This is a genomic window from Winogradskyella marincola, from assembly GCF_029624125.1.
GTDB classification, from domain to species: domain Bacteria; phylum Bacteroidota; class Bacteroidia; order Flavobacteriales; family Flavobacteriaceae; genus Winogradskyella; species Winogradskyella marincola.
Genome location: NZ_JARSBN010000002.1, coordinates 490,694 through 507,171, shown reverse-complemented (window position 1 = coordinate 507,171; position 16,478 = coordinate 490,694). Strand labels below are relative to the sequence as shown.

Annotated in this window: 15 protein-coding genes and 1 tRNA gene; 8 read left to right on the top strand and 8 right to left on the bottom strand. The window is 33.3% G+C overall.

Annotated elements, in window-relative coordinates; genetic code table 11:
- The first annotated feature begins 10 nt into the window (after positions 1-10).
- The gene (locus P7122_RS05460) at positions 11-2,773 is read left to right on the top strand and encodes a PD-(D/E)XK nuclease family protein (RefSeq protein ID WP_278004763.1); all 2,763 of its coding nucleotides are present in this window, start codon (positions 11-13) and stop codon (positions 2,771-2,773) included.
- Complete coding sequence (locus P7122_RS05455) at positions 2,773-3,615, top strand: alpha/beta hydrolase family protein (RefSeq protein ID WP_278004762.1); 843 nt, start codon at positions 2,773-2,775, stop codon at positions 3,613-3,615. Before P7122_RS05460 ends, P7122_RS05455 begins: the two co-directional genes overlap by 1 nt.
- On the opposite strand, the gene P7122_RS05450 is transcribed toward P7122_RS05455, so the two are convergent.
- The 3 genes from P7122_RS05450 to P7122_RS05440 form a co-directional block, all read right to left on the bottom strand.
- Positions 3,616-5,985, bottom strand: coding sequence for a hybrid sensor histidine kinase/response regulator (locus P7122_RS05450; RefSeq protein ID WP_278004761.1), 2,370 nt, complete (start codon positions 5,983-5,985; stop codon positions 3,616-3,618).
- Positions 5,986-6,072: 87 nt separating this feature from the next.
- Positions 6,073-6,146, bottom strand: a tRNA-Ala gene (locus tag P7122_RS05445).
- A gap of 3 nt (positions 6,147-6,149) precedes the next feature.
- Positions 6,150-6,947: a universal stress protein gene (locus tag P7122_RS05440; protein ID WP_278004760.1), complete on the bottom strand. Its 798-nt coding sequence runs from the start codon at positions 6,945-6,947 to the stop codon at positions 6,150-6,152.
- 36 nt (positions 6,948-6,983) lie between these two features.
- Between P7122_RS05440 and P7122_RS05435 the strand changes: the two genes are divergently transcribed.
- From P7122_RS05435 to P7122_RS05425, 3 genes are read left to right on the top strand one after another with little or no spacing between them, the layout of a single operon-like run.
- Positions 6,984-7,484, top strand: coding sequence for a GNAT family N-acetyltransferase (locus tag P7122_RS05435; protein ID WP_278004759.1), 501 nt, complete (start codon positions 6,984-6,986; stop codon positions 7,482-7,484).
- Positions 7,481-8,815, top strand: a complete 1,335-nt coding sequence (locus P7122_RS05430; protein WP_278004758.1) for an MATE family efflux transporter — start codon at positions 7,481-7,483, stop codon at positions 8,813-8,815. Before P7122_RS05435 ends, P7122_RS05430 begins: the two co-directional genes overlap by 4 nt.
- 24 nt (positions 8,816-8,839) lie before the next feature.
- A complete protein-coding gene (locus P7122_RS05425) occupies positions 8,840-9,016 on the top strand; it encodes a hypothetical protein (RefSeq protein ID WP_278004757.1) in 177 nt (58 codons plus the stop codon).
- Positions 9,017-9,266: 250 nt separating this feature from the next.
- Here P7122_RS05425 and P7122_RS05420 read toward each other — a convergent pair whose 3' ends face one another.
- Positions 9,267-9,896 (bottom strand): 2OG-Fe(II) oxygenase, encoded by a 630-nt coding sequence (locus P7122_RS05420; protein WP_278004756.1) that lies wholly within the window; start codon positions 9,894-9,896, stop codon positions 9,267-9,269.
- A 115-nt stretch (positions 9,897-10,011) separates the two neighbouring features.
- On the opposite strand from P7122_RS05420, the gene P7122_RS05415 reads away from it, so the two are divergent.
- Together P7122_RS05415 and P7122_RS05410 are read left to right on the top strand one after the other, a co-directional pair.
- The gene (locus P7122_RS05415; protein ID WP_278004755.1) at positions 10,012-10,464 is read left to right on the top strand and encodes a 6-pyruvoyl trahydropterin synthase family protein; all 453 of its coding nucleotides are present in this window, start codon (positions 10,012-10,014) and stop codon (positions 10,462-10,464) included.
- 10 nt (positions 10,465-10,474) lie between these two features.
- Complete coding sequence (locus P7122_RS05410; RefSeq protein ID WP_278004789.1) at positions 10,475-11,245, top strand: UDP-2,3-diacylglucosamine diphosphatase; 771 nt, start codon at positions 10,475-10,477, stop codon at positions 11,243-11,245.
- On the opposite strand, the gene P7122_RS05405 is transcribed toward P7122_RS05410, so the two are convergent.
- From P7122_RS05405 to P7122_RS05390, 4 genes are read right to left on the bottom strand one after another with little or no spacing between them, the layout of a single operon-like run.
- Positions 11,242-12,516, bottom strand: a complete 1,275-nt coding sequence (locus P7122_RS05405; RefSeq protein ID WP_278004754.1) for an MFS transporter — start codon at positions 12,514-12,516, stop codon at positions 11,242-11,244. The genes P7122_RS05410 and P7122_RS05405 overlap by 4 nt on opposite strands.
- 2 nt (positions 12,517-12,518) lie before the next feature.
- Positions 12,519-13,631, bottom strand: coding sequence for an OmpA family protein (locus tag P7122_RS05400; protein WP_278004753.1), 1,113 nt, complete (start codon positions 13,629-13,631; stop codon positions 12,519-12,521).
- 26 nt (positions 13,632-13,657) lie between these two features.
- Entirely contained in the window at positions 13,658-15,349 is a 1,692-nt protein-coding gene (gene recJ, locus P7122_RS05395) for a single-stranded-DNA-specific exonuclease RecJ (protein WP_278004752.1), read from the bottom strand.
- Between the two features lie 39 nt (positions 15,350-15,388).
- Complete coding sequence (locus tag P7122_RS05390; RefSeq protein WP_278004751.1) at positions 15,389-15,805, bottom strand: OsmC family protein; 417 nt, start codon at positions 15,803-15,805, stop codon at positions 15,389-15,391.
- Positions 15,806-15,870: 65 nt separating this feature from the next.
- Here P7122_RS05390 and P7122_RS05385 point away from each other — a divergent pair, with 65 nt between their 5' ends.
- Positions 15,871-16,473 carry a carboxymuconolactone decarboxylase family protein gene (locus P7122_RS05385; RefSeq protein WP_278004750.1) on the top strand — a complete coding sequence of 201 codons (603 nt, stop codon included), beginning with the start codon at positions 15,871-15,873 and terminating at the stop codon, positions 16,471-16,473.
- Positions 16,474-16,478: the final 5 nt, after the last annotated feature.

Sequence of the window (16,478 nt, the reverse complement as noted above, 5' to 3'; positions counted from 1 at the left end):
TTTTTATATAATGAGTAGTTTTATAAAATCCGTCTTAATAGACCTTAAACAAAAAGACAATAATCTAGAAGATTTATACTTTATACTTCCCAGTAAAAGAGCTGGAGTCTTTTTAAAACATCATCTTTCAACACTAATTCAAAAACCTATATTTGCTCCACATATTCTTAGCATTGAAGAATTTGTAGAAGAGATATCTGGTCTTAAGACGCTTTCTAATACAGACACTTTATTTCAACTTTATAACGCCTACGTTGAAGTTACACCAAAAGAAAGTCTAGAACCGTTTGAGGTCTTTTCTAATTGGGCACAGATACTCTTACAAGATTTTAATGAAATAGACAGATACCTTGGTAATCAAGATACTATTTTTGACTATTTACACGCCATCAAAGAGCTAGATCATTGGTCCTTAGAAACTGAACCAACAAACCTGGTGAAGTCTTACTTAAAATTTTGGAAACAACTAAAAACATATTATCAAGTATTTTCTGATAACCTATTAAAAAACAAGCAAGGATACCAAGGTCTGGTTTATAGAGAGGCTGTAGAAAACCTTGAAGCGTACATAGAAAACAACACAAATAAAAACCATGTGTTTTTAGGTTTTAACGCCCTTAACACATGCGAGTCGTTAATTATCCAAGGGTTACTTCAAAATGGTTCTGCAAACATATACTGGGATGCAGATGAGAGTTATTTAAACGACGATATACACGATGCTGGACTATTTATTAGACAGCATAAAGCCAAATGGAATTACTTCAAAAAACAACCTTTTAATTGGGCAACTTCATATTACAGCCAAAAGAAAAATATTCAGGTTGTGGGTGTTCCAAAATTGGTAGGTCAGGCAAAATATATTGGGCAAATTTTAGAAAAAATAGGTGTAGAGAGTAACGACTTAAAAAATACTGCTGTCGTTCTTGGGGAAGAAAACCTGTTAATTCCTGTTTTAAATTCGATTCCAAAAGAGATTAGTCAAATTAACGTTACAATGGGATTGCCTCTAAAATTTGTACCCTTGGCTTCATTGTTTGATTTACTGTTTTCAATTCACAAAAAGAACACCAATACATATTATTTTAGAGAAGTAATAGATCTTATTTCTCATCCATCAATTTACAGTTTATTTGAAACAGATGAAGGCAATTATCTAAATGAAATTTCAAGTCATATTCAAAAAAACAATTTGGTACATCTGTCTTCTGCAGAACTTAAAAAAATTGCACACAAAGATGTACATGGTATTATAGATTTAATGTTTTCATCATGGGAAAACAATCCTAAAAAAGCACTAAATCACTGTTCTAATCTCATCTATTTAATAAAAGATAGCATCAATGATACGATGAGCAATAAAGGTTTAGAACTTGAGTATTTATATAGATTTCATGCACTATTTAATCAACTAACAGACCTAAATACTAATTACCATTATTTAAACTCAATAGAAAGCTTATATCGAATTTATAGCGATGTTTTACAAAACGAAACCTTAGATTTTAAAGGAGAACCTTTAGAAGGGCTTCAAATTATGGGTATGTTAGAGTCTCGTGTTCTAGACTTTGAGACAGTAATAATAAGCTCGGTAAACGAAGGCATACTTCCTTCAGGAAAAACAAATAATTCGTTTATACCTTTTGATGTTAAACTTCAAAACAAACTTCCAACTTATAAAGAAAAAGACGCAGTCTACACCTATCACTTTTACAGATTAATACAACGTGCAAAAAACGTTTACATACTCTATAACACAGAAATAGATGCACTAAAAGGTGGTGAAAAAAGCAGATTTATAACTCAATTGGAGGTTGAAGGCATACATAACATTAACCATACAATTGTTTCACCAGATGTACCTATCATAGAAAACAGCTTGAAAAAAATATCTAAAACAAAGGCTATAATTTCTAAGTTAGAAGATCTCTCCAATTATGGATTTTCGCCATCATCTTTAACCAATTACATTAGAAATCCATTAGACTTCTATTATGAAAAAATATTGGGTATTAAAGAATTTGAAGACGTAGAAGAAAACATTGCTGCAAACACTCTAGGCTCTGTAATACACAATACTTTAGAGGACTTCTACAAACCTTTTGTTGGCAAAATGCTTACTGTAGATGTGCTTAAAACATTTAAGTCTGAGATAAAAAACTCTGTTACACACCATTTTAAAGCATTATATAAAGATGGTAATTTTAGCTCTGGGAAAAATCTTATAATTTTTGAAATTGCGCAACGCTATATTTCAAATTTTATTAATTCTGAAATTGAACAACTTGAAGCTGGCAACCAAATAAAAATACTAGCAATAGAAGCTGGTGAAAAAATCGAGTTGAATTTTGATAATATTCCATATGCAGTACACCTCACTGGTAAAGTTGACAGAATAGATCAATTTAATGGCGTCACAAGAGTTATAGATTACAAATCTGGAAAGGTTGACCAAGGCAAAGTGGAAATTGTTGATTGGGAAGACCTAACAACAGATTATGATAAGTATAGTAAATCTTTTCAGGTATTGTGTTACGCCTACATGATGCACAAGAAAAAACTGATTGATTTGCCTATAGAAGCTGGTATTATTTCATTTAAAAACTTAAACAGTGGTTTCCTAAAATTTGGTAAAAAAGAGTCTACTTATAGTCGAAATAAAAATCAACTCATCTCTGAAGAAACATTAAACAATTTTGAGGTTGAACTTAAAAAACTGATAACAGAAATATGCAATCCTAACATAGATTTTATTGAAAAAGAGCTAGACTAATGCAAATAGAAAAAAATAAAATACTAGATAGAGCACATAAAAAACCAATACTATTAGACACCTTTTATTCTGAAAAATTTTCTAATCAGCCCATAGTTATATTTTGCCATGGCTATAAAGGTTTTAAAGATTGGGGAGCATGGAATCTTATGGCAAAATCTATTGCCGAAGCTGGTATTTGTGTCATAAAATTTAACTTTTCTCATAATGGAGGTACCATGGAAAATCCTATCGATTTCCCAGATTTAGAAGCCTTTGGCAACAATAATTACTCTTTAGAGCTGGATGATCTTAACGATGTCATTAATTGGGCTACAAAAACATTTAAAGACAACCCATTTGTAGATATAAACAACCTCATTCTTATTGGCCATAGTCGTGGAGGTGGTATTACAATTTTAAAATCATCTAAAGACGAAAGAATTAAAAAACTAATCACCTTAGCTAGTGTTTGCGACTTTTCAAAACGAACTTCTACAATAGGAAACCTTGAAGAATGGAAGAAACTTGGTGTAAAATATGTTATTAACGGCAGAACAAAACAACAAATGCCGCATTACTATCAGTTTTACGAAGACTTTAAAGCTAACGAAAAACAATTAGATATAGAGGCAGCAGAAAAACAATTACAAGTTCCACATTTAATAATTCATGGCAACAATGACACTTCAGTTTCAATAAACGAAGCTTATACATTGCACCGATGGAATCCAAAGAGCAAACTAGAGATTATTGAAGCTGCAGATCATGTATTTAACGTAAGACACCCTTGGGACAAGTCTACATTAAGTAACGAATTACAGACTGTTGTTTCTTTAATTACAACATTTGTAAAAAAATAATTATGCCACTACGTGAAGCTTTGCAGAATCTTCAGAGCAATTTTTAATTTTTTGTAGAAGCAAGTCTCTATTTACTGGTTTGGTCATATAGTCATTCATACCAAGGTCTAAAACTCGTTGTCTTGTTTCTTGCATTGCATCTGCCGTTACTGCAATTATTGGTATACCACCAATAACTTTTCCCAGCTCACCACCTCTAATGCGCTCTGTAGCCTCATAACCATCCATTTCTGGCATTTGCAAATCCATTAGCACTAAATCATAGACACCTTTCTTTAAGGCATCAATAGCTTCTTTACCATTTTCTACAACAGAGAAACTGACATTATCAAAACTACTTAATAGCTTACGCATAACCATTTGGTTGAGTTTATTATCCTCTACAACCAAAATATGTATTGGACTTTTTAACTCTTTACTTTGATTTGATGTTATGCTATTTCTCGCCTCGTCAACTCTTTTTAATGGTATTTCTATAAACACATCTGTACCTCTGTTGAGTTCGCTTTCAACTTTTATAGTACCTTCAAATAAGTCTACGAGATGCTTAGCAATATTTAATCCCAATCCTATACCACCAAATTGACGCTTGTGGTTTTTTCGCATTTGATTAAAACTATCAAAGACTGTTGCCATGCTTTCTTTATCCATACCAACACCTGTATCTGACACCTGGAAGATAAAATTGCTAAAGTTATTAGGCTGAGATACACATTTTAGCTTAAACACTACATTGCCTTTATTGGTAAACTTAATAGCGTTACTTAAAACATTATTAACAATCTGCAACAGCCTGTCTGCATCACCCTCAACTTTAGTGGCTATTTCAGAATCCATCTCAAAGTGGTAGTTTAATCCTTTCTTTTGGGCTTCTGATTTCCAGTTTTCACTGATTTGATTTAGCAATAACGATGGATTAAAAACTTCCTTCTTCAAGACAAGTTCTTTCTTTTCCATCTTCTCAAAATCTAAAATATCATTTACATTACTCAGCAAACTTATAGAGGCATTACGCACTATTTGATATTTTTTCCTGTTCTCCTTAGAGTTATTTTTATTTGCCAACTCAGTCTCTACCACACCCATTATAGCATTAATTGGTGTTCTTAACTCATGACTTATGTTAGACATAAAATAGGTTTTAAGCTCACTAATTTCTTCAGATCTTTTTAATGCCAGTTTTTGAGCTCTTTCATTATCTTGCCTCAATCGCTTAATTAAGTTTGTCATAGACAACGATAAGAAAACCACTTCCAAACCAGAGCCAAACTTAGAGCTGTTCATTGTATAAAAATTACTCGGTAACAAGCCTAAGTTATTCATTACAAAACCTAAGAGACCAACAACTAAGAATAAGATTCCGAATGAGAAAAATGGATCAATTTTAATTTTCTTAAAACTCATAGTAAATACCGTAACGAGAATAAGCAATAAGCTTACTAACCCATTTAGATTACTCATTGGATAAGCTAACTCTAAAGTTTTTGGGCTTATAAAAACCATAGCAAACAAAACTGCTATAGCAATATAAATAATGTTATAAGCCTTTTTAAACCCTTTAAGATTTACACTTATATTTAGGAAATATTCACAATATTTAAGTAAAAACAGATTAGAAAGTAATGCTGCAATAAGTACCATTCTACTGTTTATAAAACCACCTGACGGAAATACAAACTCATATATAAAACCATCTAAAGCAGCCTGCATTAGAGCAATAGAAAACACATATAGACTGTAATATAAGAAGGATTTATTTTTTAGACTACCATAGAAAAACAGATAAACTAACGATGCTAAAAGTAAAACTCCATAAAACAGACCTAAGAATAATTGTTGCTTATAATTACTAAGAAAAAACGTTACACCATCATAAAGATTTAAAGGCACATTAATAGTTTCGCCATCACTAGAAAGCTCTATATAAAACTGCTGTTCTGTATTGGCAGGTAAAATAATCTTAAAAACAGTTTCTCTATGACTAACATCTCTGTCTTTAAAATTAATTTGATCTCCACTAGTATGCTTCGTAATTTTATCTCCTAATTGATAAAGGTTAGCAACATCTGTAATAGGCCTTGCTGTCTGTAAAAAATAAAGTTTATTGTGGTTTGAAGAATTTTTTAAACTAAACCTCACCCAATAGGTATCTTGTGTAAAACCTAGGTCGTGATTTTCAGAACTTAAATCACTAAATTTTAAATCTTTAGAAGCAATAATATCATCAATAGAATAACTTCTATCATCTTCTACCTGAAGATATTCTGCATATTCAAATAATTTTCCTGAAGAATTTTCGGGATTATAAGCAGGTTTTTGGGCGTAGGAAAAAGATACTAATAGGTATATTAGTAACAAAAATGATTTCATCTTAAGGGCGTTAAAGGGGCCGCAACATACAAAAAAATAACCAAGTGGCTATCTTTTATCGTTGATTTACAGACAAAAACAACAAAGTGGAGCATATCGGAGTCGAACCGATGACCTCTACGCTGCCAGCGTAGCGCTCTAGCCAGCTGAGCTAATGCCCCAAATTACTTTAATCCACTCAATACCAAAACTGGTATGGTAGAGCTATGAAAATCTTTTTTAAGAATAATGTTATCCTCCCATAGCTTAGAGAAAAAACCGCGTTGTCTCCTTACAACACATAGCAAATCTGGACTATGGTTTTTGTAATGTTCTAGCACAGCTTGAAATGTCGTTGGGCTGTCTGCTTTTGTAGTATTGGTTATCATTGCCTTTAACTCGTCGTTTACTTCAAAATCTTCAGAGTTGTGATAAGGTGTTTTTACCAAAAGCAAATTAAGAACTGCCTTAAATTGATTTTTTATACTATGTATTGGTTGTAAAACTCCTTCGCGCTTAATTGCTATCGATTTTACAGCTAACAACATCTTTACAATTGGTTTATACACATAACATTCTGGCACAATTAACGCTGGTATCTGAGTACGCTTTATAATTTTTCCTGAGGTTTTTCCTAAATAAACCTCATCTTTTATAGAGTTAGTTCTTGGTTCTAAAATAATTAAATCCACATCTAGAGCATGAGATACTTTTTCTATGGTATCAATCAATTTACCTTTAAAAGTTTTAGCAACAACCTCAACACCTTTTGTGTCTATAGCACCTATATGAGCCTCTAAAAACGCTTGAGATTCGCGTTCTAGTATATGATCTATTTTTATCATTGTCCCAGCTTTGGTGTAAACGTTATATATTTGAACCACATATAACTTTGCGCCAAATGCTTTGGCAAAATCAACAGCATATTGTAAATGTGATTTTGCATTTTTTGAAGACCCAACAGGAACTAAAATCGTTTTCATATTTATAACTCTTTCAAACAAAAATACAATTTATAAATGATTAGAAAAGGTAAGATTGAAGATATAAAATCTATAATGAATTTAACCAAAGCGTGTGCAAAAGCTATGATTGCCAAAGGTATTTACCAATGGAACGCGCATTATCCTAATTCTTCAGCTTTTAAAAAAGATGTTGAAAGAAATGAACTTTATGTTTTAGAAACTGACTCTGATATAAGCGGTACAATAGTTATTTCAACAGTTATGGACGAAGAATACAGACCTATAGAATGGTTAACAAAAAACGACAACAACCTCTACATTCATCGTTTAGCAATTCACCCAAAGTTTCAAGGTAAAGGCTATGCACAACAGCTTATGGACTTTGCAGAAAATTATGCCATAGAAAACAACTATACCTCTATAAGATTAGATACGTTTTCTCAAAACAAAAGAAACCAAAAGTTTTACGAACTTCGCGGCTACAAACGATTGGGTGATATTTACTTTCCTAAGCAGAGTGAATATCCTTTTCATTGTTATGAGCTATTACTTTGAGTACAAAAATTACATTACAACACATTAATAAACTTGCTATACCAGCTTTAATTTCTGGTGTGGCAGAACCCATTTTATCACTAACAGATGCTGCTATTATTGGTAATATGGATAAAAATGCGACTGTATCTTTAGCTTCTGTTGGTATTGTGGGCACTTTTTTTTCGATGCTAATTTGGGTTTTAGGACAGACACGCAGTGCTATTTCTTCTATTGTATCGCAATACTTGGGAGCAGGAAAAATTGACGAGGTAAAAAACCTACCTGCTCAAGCCATTTTTATCATTACCTCTCTAAGTCTTGTTATCATTGCTGTTACTTATCCTTTGGCTGCTCAGATATTTAAATTTTATAATGCTTCGGATGATATACTTACCTTTTGTGTAGACTATTATCGCATACGCGTGTTTGGATTTCCTTTTACATTGTTTACCATTGCTGTCTTTGGAACGTTTAGAGGCTTACAAAACACATTTTTTCCAATGATTATTGCCATTGTAGGTGCTCTTGCAAACATTATTCTCGATATTATTTTTGTTTACGGTATAGATGGCTTCATTCCTGCTTATAATATTGAAGGTGCAGCCTACGCAAGTGTCTTGGCTCAAATTATTATGGCTGTGCTTTCGGCTGTATATATTTTGAAGAAAACTGATATTCCTCTGTTGGTAAAGTTTCCGTTTAATCCAGAGATAAAGCGATTTCTTTTTATGATTGGCAACCTGTTTATAAGAACCTTAGCGTTGAATTTAGCGCTGTATTTAGCCACCAGCTTTGCTACCAAATATGGCGAAAACTATATTGCAGCTTACACCATAGCTATTAATCTTTGGTTTTTGGGTGCTTTCATAATTGACGGTTACGCCAGTGCTGGAAATATTTTATCAGGAAAACTACTTGGTGCTAAAGACTATAAAAATCTTATTAATCTAAGTGATAAGCTTATAAAATATGGCATTGTGGTTGGAATTGTAATAGCCATAATTGGCGCAATACTCTACTATCCTATTGGCAACATTTTTAGTAACGATCCTGAAGTGTTACATGAGTTTTATAAGGTCTTTTGGATAGTTTTAGTCATGCAACCCTTATGTGCATTAGCCTTTATTTTTGATGGTGTTTTTAAAGGTCTTGGCGAAATGAAATATCTGAGAGATGTCCTATTGTTCTCGTCTCTTTTGGTTTTTGCTCCAGTAATCCTCGCTTTAGATTATTTTGACTATAAGCTGCACGGAATTTTCATAGCCTTTACCATCTGGATTATAGCACGAGGTTTACCTCTCATCATAAAATTCAGAAAAACCTTTAAACCACTTGCTGAAAACGTTTAAATTTGAGTTTTTAAAACAAATCTTATGCATTTGCTTGTTACATTACTTCAAGAGGTAGATATAGAACAAAAACTAAAAGATGCTCCAGACGACAACTATGGTATTGGTGTATTTATTGGCTCAATGCTGCCTTTTATAATTTTAGTGATTATTGCATATGCCACCTATAGATACAATAAAAAAAGAGTGAATAATGATTAGTTCAATTATGGTAACTTCAATACAAAATAATGACCTATACGATATTGGCTTTGGTATTGGTTATATTTTAGGAAAAATATTTCCTTTTCTTATTTTCGGAGCAATTATATTCCTAATCATAAAAATTCTAAAAAAGAAATCAAAAAAATAACATATGGATATACTTCAATTTTTAGGTGGAAACGGCTTGTTTTTAATTTTAGCTATTGTTCTTATAATTGCTTATTTCTATAATCGCAAGCGTCGTTAATTAGCGCGTTTTTAACCATCCTGTTATACTCAATCTTGGAGTATTAACAGGTTTTACTTCATGCTCTAAAATTTGGCTTTCAAAAATGACAACTTTACCTGGAAAAGGATAAATGGTTTCTTCTCCGTTTTCTAAATATAACACCAATTCGCCACCATTTTCAGGCTTCCAGTTTTCTTCATTTAGATAGCACACAAAAGAAAGTTTTCGTCTGTCATCATTCTGAAATGTATCTAGATGCCTTTTGTAAAAAGTACCATTTGGATAAATGGCATAATGAAATTCCTTTTGGTTTATACCCAAAAAACAAGTTCTGTTAAGATAATCCTTTAAGTCATTTATTTTATTGAAAAATAACTGCTCTGACGAGTTAATGTTTTGCTCATCAATCCAAAGAATAATATCACCTCTTACTTTGGTTTTTATAATCTCGTTGGTACGATTACCAATTGCCGATTTTTTAAAGCTGTCCTCATCATATTTTTGCAACAATGAAGCCCTTAAAGCCTTTACTTCATCTGCTGTAAAAAAATCGTCAATAATACTGTATTGTTTAGATCCTAGATCTGCTATAATATTCTCGTACAGAACGTTTTCTGCAAACGGAATAGATTCAAATAGACTTTCCAATTTAGTCTAAAAAAAGAAGTGTTTTCATTTTGAATTTCTAAAAAAGTGCGCAAATGTAATCTAAAAAGCCATTCGTTTTACATTTATAATATCTTTGCAGTATTATTTTTTTAGAATGAGTAAAATCCGAATTACAAAACAATTCTCTTTTGAAACAGGTCATGCCCTTTACGGCTATGATGGCAAATGCAAAAATGTACATGGCCACAGTTACAATTTATACGTTACCGTTATTGGCCAACCAATAGCAGACAATGCTAATGTAAAGTTTGGAATGGTCATAGATTTTGGCGACCTTAAAAAGATTGTAAAAGATGAAATTGTGGATGTTTTTGACCACGCAACAGTGTTTAACAAAAATACTCCTCATGTAGAGTTGGCAAAAGAATTACAAGTTAGAGGACACAATGTTTTGTTAGTTGATTATCAGCCAACAAGTGAAATGATGGTCATTGATTTTGCTAAAAAAATTAAAAAAAGATTACCAGATAACATAAAGTTACACTCACTAAAACTTCAAGAGACAGCAACCAGCTTTGCAGAATGGTATGCTTCTGATAATGCGTAACAATCATCACATAGAAATCCCAAAAGGCAAAAAAATATATTTTGCCTCAGACAATCATCTTGGTGCTCCAACATATGAAGCTTCTCGTCCTAGAGAAAAGAAGTTTGTCGCTTGGTTAGATGAAGTAAAACAAGATGCCGCTGCAATTTTCTTAATGGGAGATTTATTCGATTTTTGGTTTGAATATAAGACGGTTATCCCAAAAGGTTTTACCAGGACTTTAGGCAAATTGGCTGAGATTACAGATTCAGGAATTCCAGTGTATTTCTTTGTTGGTAATCATGACTTATGGATGAATGGTTATTTTGAAGACGAACTTAATATTCCTGTGTTTCACAAACCTCAAGAATTTACATTCAAAATGGATGCTGAGCATAGTCAAAGTACATTTTTTATTGGTCATGGAGATGGTTTGGGTCCTGATGACAAAGGTTATAAACGCATGAAAAAAGTCTTTACCAATCCATTTTTTCAATGGTTATTTAGATGGCTGCATCCAGATATTGGTGTTAGAATCGCGCAATACTTTTCGGTAAAAAATAAGCTGATTTCTGGTGATGATGATGCAAAGTTTTTAGGTGAAGACAACGAGTGGCTAGTTGCCTACTGCAAACGTAAACTCGAAGAAAAACATCGTGATTACTTTGTATTTGGCCACAGACATTTACCATTAGACATTCAGCTCAACGAAAGTTCAAAATATATTAACCTTGGTGATTGGATTCAATATTACACCTATGGTGTTTTTGATGGCGAGTCTTTTGAATTAAAGGAATACTAAGATTTTAGTTCGTCAAATTTCTCTTCCACATCTTCTTGTAAATCGAGTTCTCTTAGTGGTTTATTTTTATAGTTTATAACCAACACGGTTAAAAGTGTTACAGAACCACCTAGCATTACAGCTAATGGTGCACCAAAAATTCTGGCTGCAACACCACTTTCTACTGCACCAAGCTCGTTAGACGACCCAACAAACATAGAGTTTACAGCTCCTACGCGTCCACGCATATGATCTGGTGTTTTAAGCTGTAGAATAGTTTGACGCACTACCATAGAAACGCCATCAAACATACCAGATAAAAACAACGCAATAACACTTAGCCATAATAATTTAGACGCTCCAAAAAGAATCATAAACAACCCAAAACCAAACACAGCAATCAATAGTTTTTTACCAGTATTTTTGGTAATAGGAATATACGTTGTTGCCACCATAGCAAGGATACTTCCAGAAGATAATGCTGCATTTAAAATCCCAAAACCTCGAGGACCAGCATCTAAAACATCTTTAGCAAACACCGCAAAAATAGCAACTGCACCTCCAAATAATACAGCCACCATATCTAAGGTTAAAGCTCCTAAAATGACTTTGTCGTTAAACACAAAATCAATTCCTGATTTAAGGCTTTCTTTTATAGATTCGTTAGTTGCTTTATTTAAAACTGGTTTTTTACTTATCTGAAATACTAAAACCAAAGCCAGCATTACCAATCCAAATATAATTCCTAGAGTATAATGTACACCAATCCAAGCAATAAGGAAACCACTACAAAGTGCACCAAATACACTTGCGCCTTTCCATGTGCTACTGCTCCATGTTGCGGCATTTGGGTATGCTGATTTTGGCACAATTAAAGCGATTAATGAAAAAATCGTTGGCCCGAAAAAGGCTCTTAAAACACCGCCAAAAAACACCAAACCATAAATACCTATTAAAATGCTATTGGTACTCCAGTTGTTTTCAATCTGATCTGATGTTAACCAAAACAGCCCAAAACTAATCAACGAAAACAACGCAATACATAGTGTAAAGAGGCTTCGCTTTTCTTTTTTATCTACGATATGTCCTGCAAAAGGTGCTAAAAAAAATGCAGGGAGAAACTCGCATGCACCAATAAGTGCTAAACTCAATTTTGAATTTGTAAGATCATAAACCTGCCATTCTATAACTAAAAACTGCATGGACCAGCCAAAAACTAAGGCAAATCTTACTAATAAAAATATATTAAATTCCTTAAAGCGGAGCGCTGCGTATGGGTCTGTTTTTGCCAAAACTATTGTATTAATTTAAACTCAACACGTCTGTTTAATGCCCTTCCCTTTTCAGTATTATTTTCTGAAAAAGGCTTAGAACTTCCAAACCCAAACATTTTAATTTTAGATTTATCCAGACCTTGCAAAATTAAATAATCTGCAACGGCTTTAGCACGCTGATATGACAATTCTCTATTCCTTTTTTCTATACCACTATTGTCGGTATGACCATAAATTTCAATTACTGTATTTGAATTCTCTTTAAGAAACTTATAAAGTTCGTTTAGTTCTAAAATAGACGCTTCTATAAGTTCTGATTTATCAATATCGAACAATACATTTTTAAAAGTATAAACCTTATTAACCTGAAATTCTTTTTGCTTTTGGCTATCTGTTTTAGAAAAATTAACTTCTTTAGGTTTTTCTTCTTCAACAGCCTCTACAGACACGTCATCAATGTAGTAGTATGAAAAATAAAAAGGACTATTCGAAACAGTCCTTTGCTTTTTAGCTTTAGAGTTTTTATAAAAATTTCCTATTGAAAAATAATTCTCATTGCCTTTAGCTGTAAACTCAAAGGTGTACTCCATCCAATGTTCTTTGCTAGAAAAATACTCTCCTTTTGAATCTGAATAAATTTCAAAATTACTTTTTATTTCTTTTGAAGGTTTAATGACCTTATCACAATTGTTAGAATGATAACATGGCTCTAATCTTTCTTCGGTAATTAAAACTTCGATATCTTTTAAAGCGTAAGAAGACTTATCTGCTAAGCTTAGATAAAAGGTCATTTTATATTCTTTACCCTTCTTTAAAGTCTTAGATAGTTTTCCCTGTACATATTCACGGTAATTCTTATTGGCATAAAGATATAATCCTGCATAAGAAGATCCTGTCCTAGGGTTTTGAAAACCATTATAGTTTTTAGACCCATGTTCTTCGCTACACGTATCAAAATAATCTGTTGATCCAAAATTTGGGATTGACCAATCACTAATACTGCTATTAAAAGATCCTAAATAGATAAAACATCTTTGAGTAGAATGTGTTTCAAAACTAGGATTCAAAACCAAATTTTGACTGCTTAAGAATAAGCTAAACAAGATAAATTGAAAAAAAATGATTGGTTTCATACATTAATAACGAAACCTTTTCAATTTTATGCTTTTATATCTTTCAACTTTAACTGTAAACTTACATTACCATTCCAATGATTCTCATCAATGGTGTAAGCTGTATCAAAGGTATTTCTATTTTTAATAATCTCTAGTTTATCACCTAGTCCAAAACCTATACAAACAATGGGATTACTATCAGCTTGCTTTGCAGTAAAACGCAGATGCTTATCATCTTCGCCCACGCATTTTCCCCAACCTGTATCTTGTACAGTTTGCGTCATAAAAACGGGAGTCATATTTCCTGGCCCAAATGGTGCAAACTGGCTCACAATTCTATAAAGTTTATGATCTATCTGATTAAGCTCTATTTGCAAATCCACCTTCAACTCTGGTGTTAATAGCTTTGGATCAATCGTGTCTTTTACAACAGCTTCAAATTTGGCTTTAAATGCCTCGTAATTTTCTGGCAACAACGTTAAACCTGCGGCATATTTATGGCCACCAAATTGTTCTATAAACTCGCTACAAGCCTCTAATGCATTATATACATCAAAACCTTTTACAGAACGTGCTGAAGCAGCTAGTTTTTCTCCACTTTTTGTAAATACCAATGTTGGTCTATAGTACGTTTCGGTTAGTCTAGATGCTACAATACCTATAACACCTTTATGCCAATTTTCGTCATAAACTACAGTTGTAAATCGGTCTTGTTCTTCATTTTTTTCAATTTGAAGTAAGGCTTCTTCAGTAATAAGTCGATCTGTTTCCTTTCGGTCTGTATTAAACTGATCGATATCTACAGCATAACTAGCTGCTAGATTAAAATCGGTTTCGGTTAATAAGGTTACAGCATGGTTACCATGTTTCATTCTGCCTGCTGCATTAATACGTGGAGCGACAATAAAAACCACATCGATGATGGATAACTCATCCTTCTTTACTTCTGCAATAATTGCTTTTATTCCTGGTCTTGGATTGGTATTTATAACCTGTAAACCGAAATACGCTAATGCTCTATTTTCGCCAACAATAGGCACAATATCTGCACCAATTGCTGTGGCTACCAAATCGAGATATTCGGTTAAATCTTCTACGGTTTGCCCTTGTTTAGAAGCTAAAGCAGTGATTAACTTAAAACCAACTCCACAGCCGCAAAGTTCTTTAAAAGGATACTCGCAATCGTCTCGTTTAGGATCTAAAACCGCAACTGCATCTGGTATTGTATCTCCTGGTCTGTGGTGATCGCAAATAATAAAATCGATGCCTTTTTCTTTAGCGTATGCTACTTTTTCTATAGCTTTTATTCCACAATCCAGAGCCACAATGAGTGCAAAGTCGTTATCGTGCGCAAAATCTATACCTTGGTAAGACACACCGTAACCTTCTTCATAACGATCTGGAATATATGTAGCTACATTAGCTGTTCTGGTTTTTAAATATGAAGACATTAATGCTACAGACGTAGTACCATCCACATCATAATCTCCATAAACCAAAATATTTTCACCTGCTGCAATGGCTTGCTCTATGCGTGAAACAGCCTTGTCCATATCCTTCATAAGGTATGGGTCGTGTAAATCGTTAAAACTTGGTCTAAAAAACGTCTTGGCATCTTCAAAGGTTTCGATGCCACGTTGCAACAATAATGTTGCTACAATATCATCAACCTGAAGTGTGTTTTTTAAAGCTTCAACTTTTGATGTGTCTGGTTTTGGTTTTAGTGTCCAGCGCATAAAAATAGCTCCTTAAATTCCCAAAAAGGGAACTTTTAATTAATGAAAATGGATTTCGGTTTCAACTTTTGCAAACTGTCTAAACATTTCCATAACTCCACAGTATTTTTCAACGGAAAGGTTTACAGCTTTTTCGCATTTGCTTTTATTCAAATCTTTACCATAAAAATAATAATCTACTTTTACTGAATGGTAATATTTAGGATGCTCATCGGTAAGTTCTCCAGACACGTCCATTTTAAAATCGTCTAATTCTACTTTCATTTTATCTAAAATAGAAATAACGTCTAGCCCAGAACAACCTGCCAACGAAGACAACATCATAGCCTTAGGAGACAGCCCAAAACGTTCGTTTTGCCCTTCTACATCAGTGTCCATAATTACGGTTTTTCCACTTGGATTATCAGATTCAAAGGTCATTCCACCTTTCCATTGGGTTGTGATTTTATGTGCCATTTCTTTTACTTTAATTTTTAGAACTGCTATCTTGTACATTCAAAAATACCACTAAAAAAACAACTATGGCATTAGTAACTCCGTTATCTCCAGAGCACGATTTAGAAACCAAGGAATTAGCAGAATTCTTTAATGAAACTTTAGGATTTTGTCCTAATTCGGTATTAACCATGCAACGCAGACCAGCCATTAGCAAGGCGTTTATAAATTTAAACAAAGCTGTAATGGCCAATGAAGGTCGTGTAACTTCTGCCTTAAAACGCATGATTGCTTGGGTTAGTAGCAATGCCACAGGTTGTAGATATTGCCAAGCGCATGCTATTAGAGCTGCTGAACGTTATGGTGCAGAACAAGAACAACTCGATAACATTTGGGAATACAAAACGCATCCTGCATTTAATGAGGCTGAGCGTGCTGCTTTAGATTTTAGCTTGGCTGCTAGCCAAGTGCCAAATGCTGTTAATACAGACATAAAAGAACGTCTCTACCAACATTGGGACGAAGGCGAAATTGTAGAAATGCTAGGTGTAATTTCGCTTTTTGGATACCTCAACCGCTGGAATGACTCCATGGGAACCGATATTGAAACTGGAGCGGTAGAAAGTGCGGACCAATACTTAGGCAAACATGGATGGGAAAAGGGGAAGCACGATGGAAGCAAATACTAGATTGT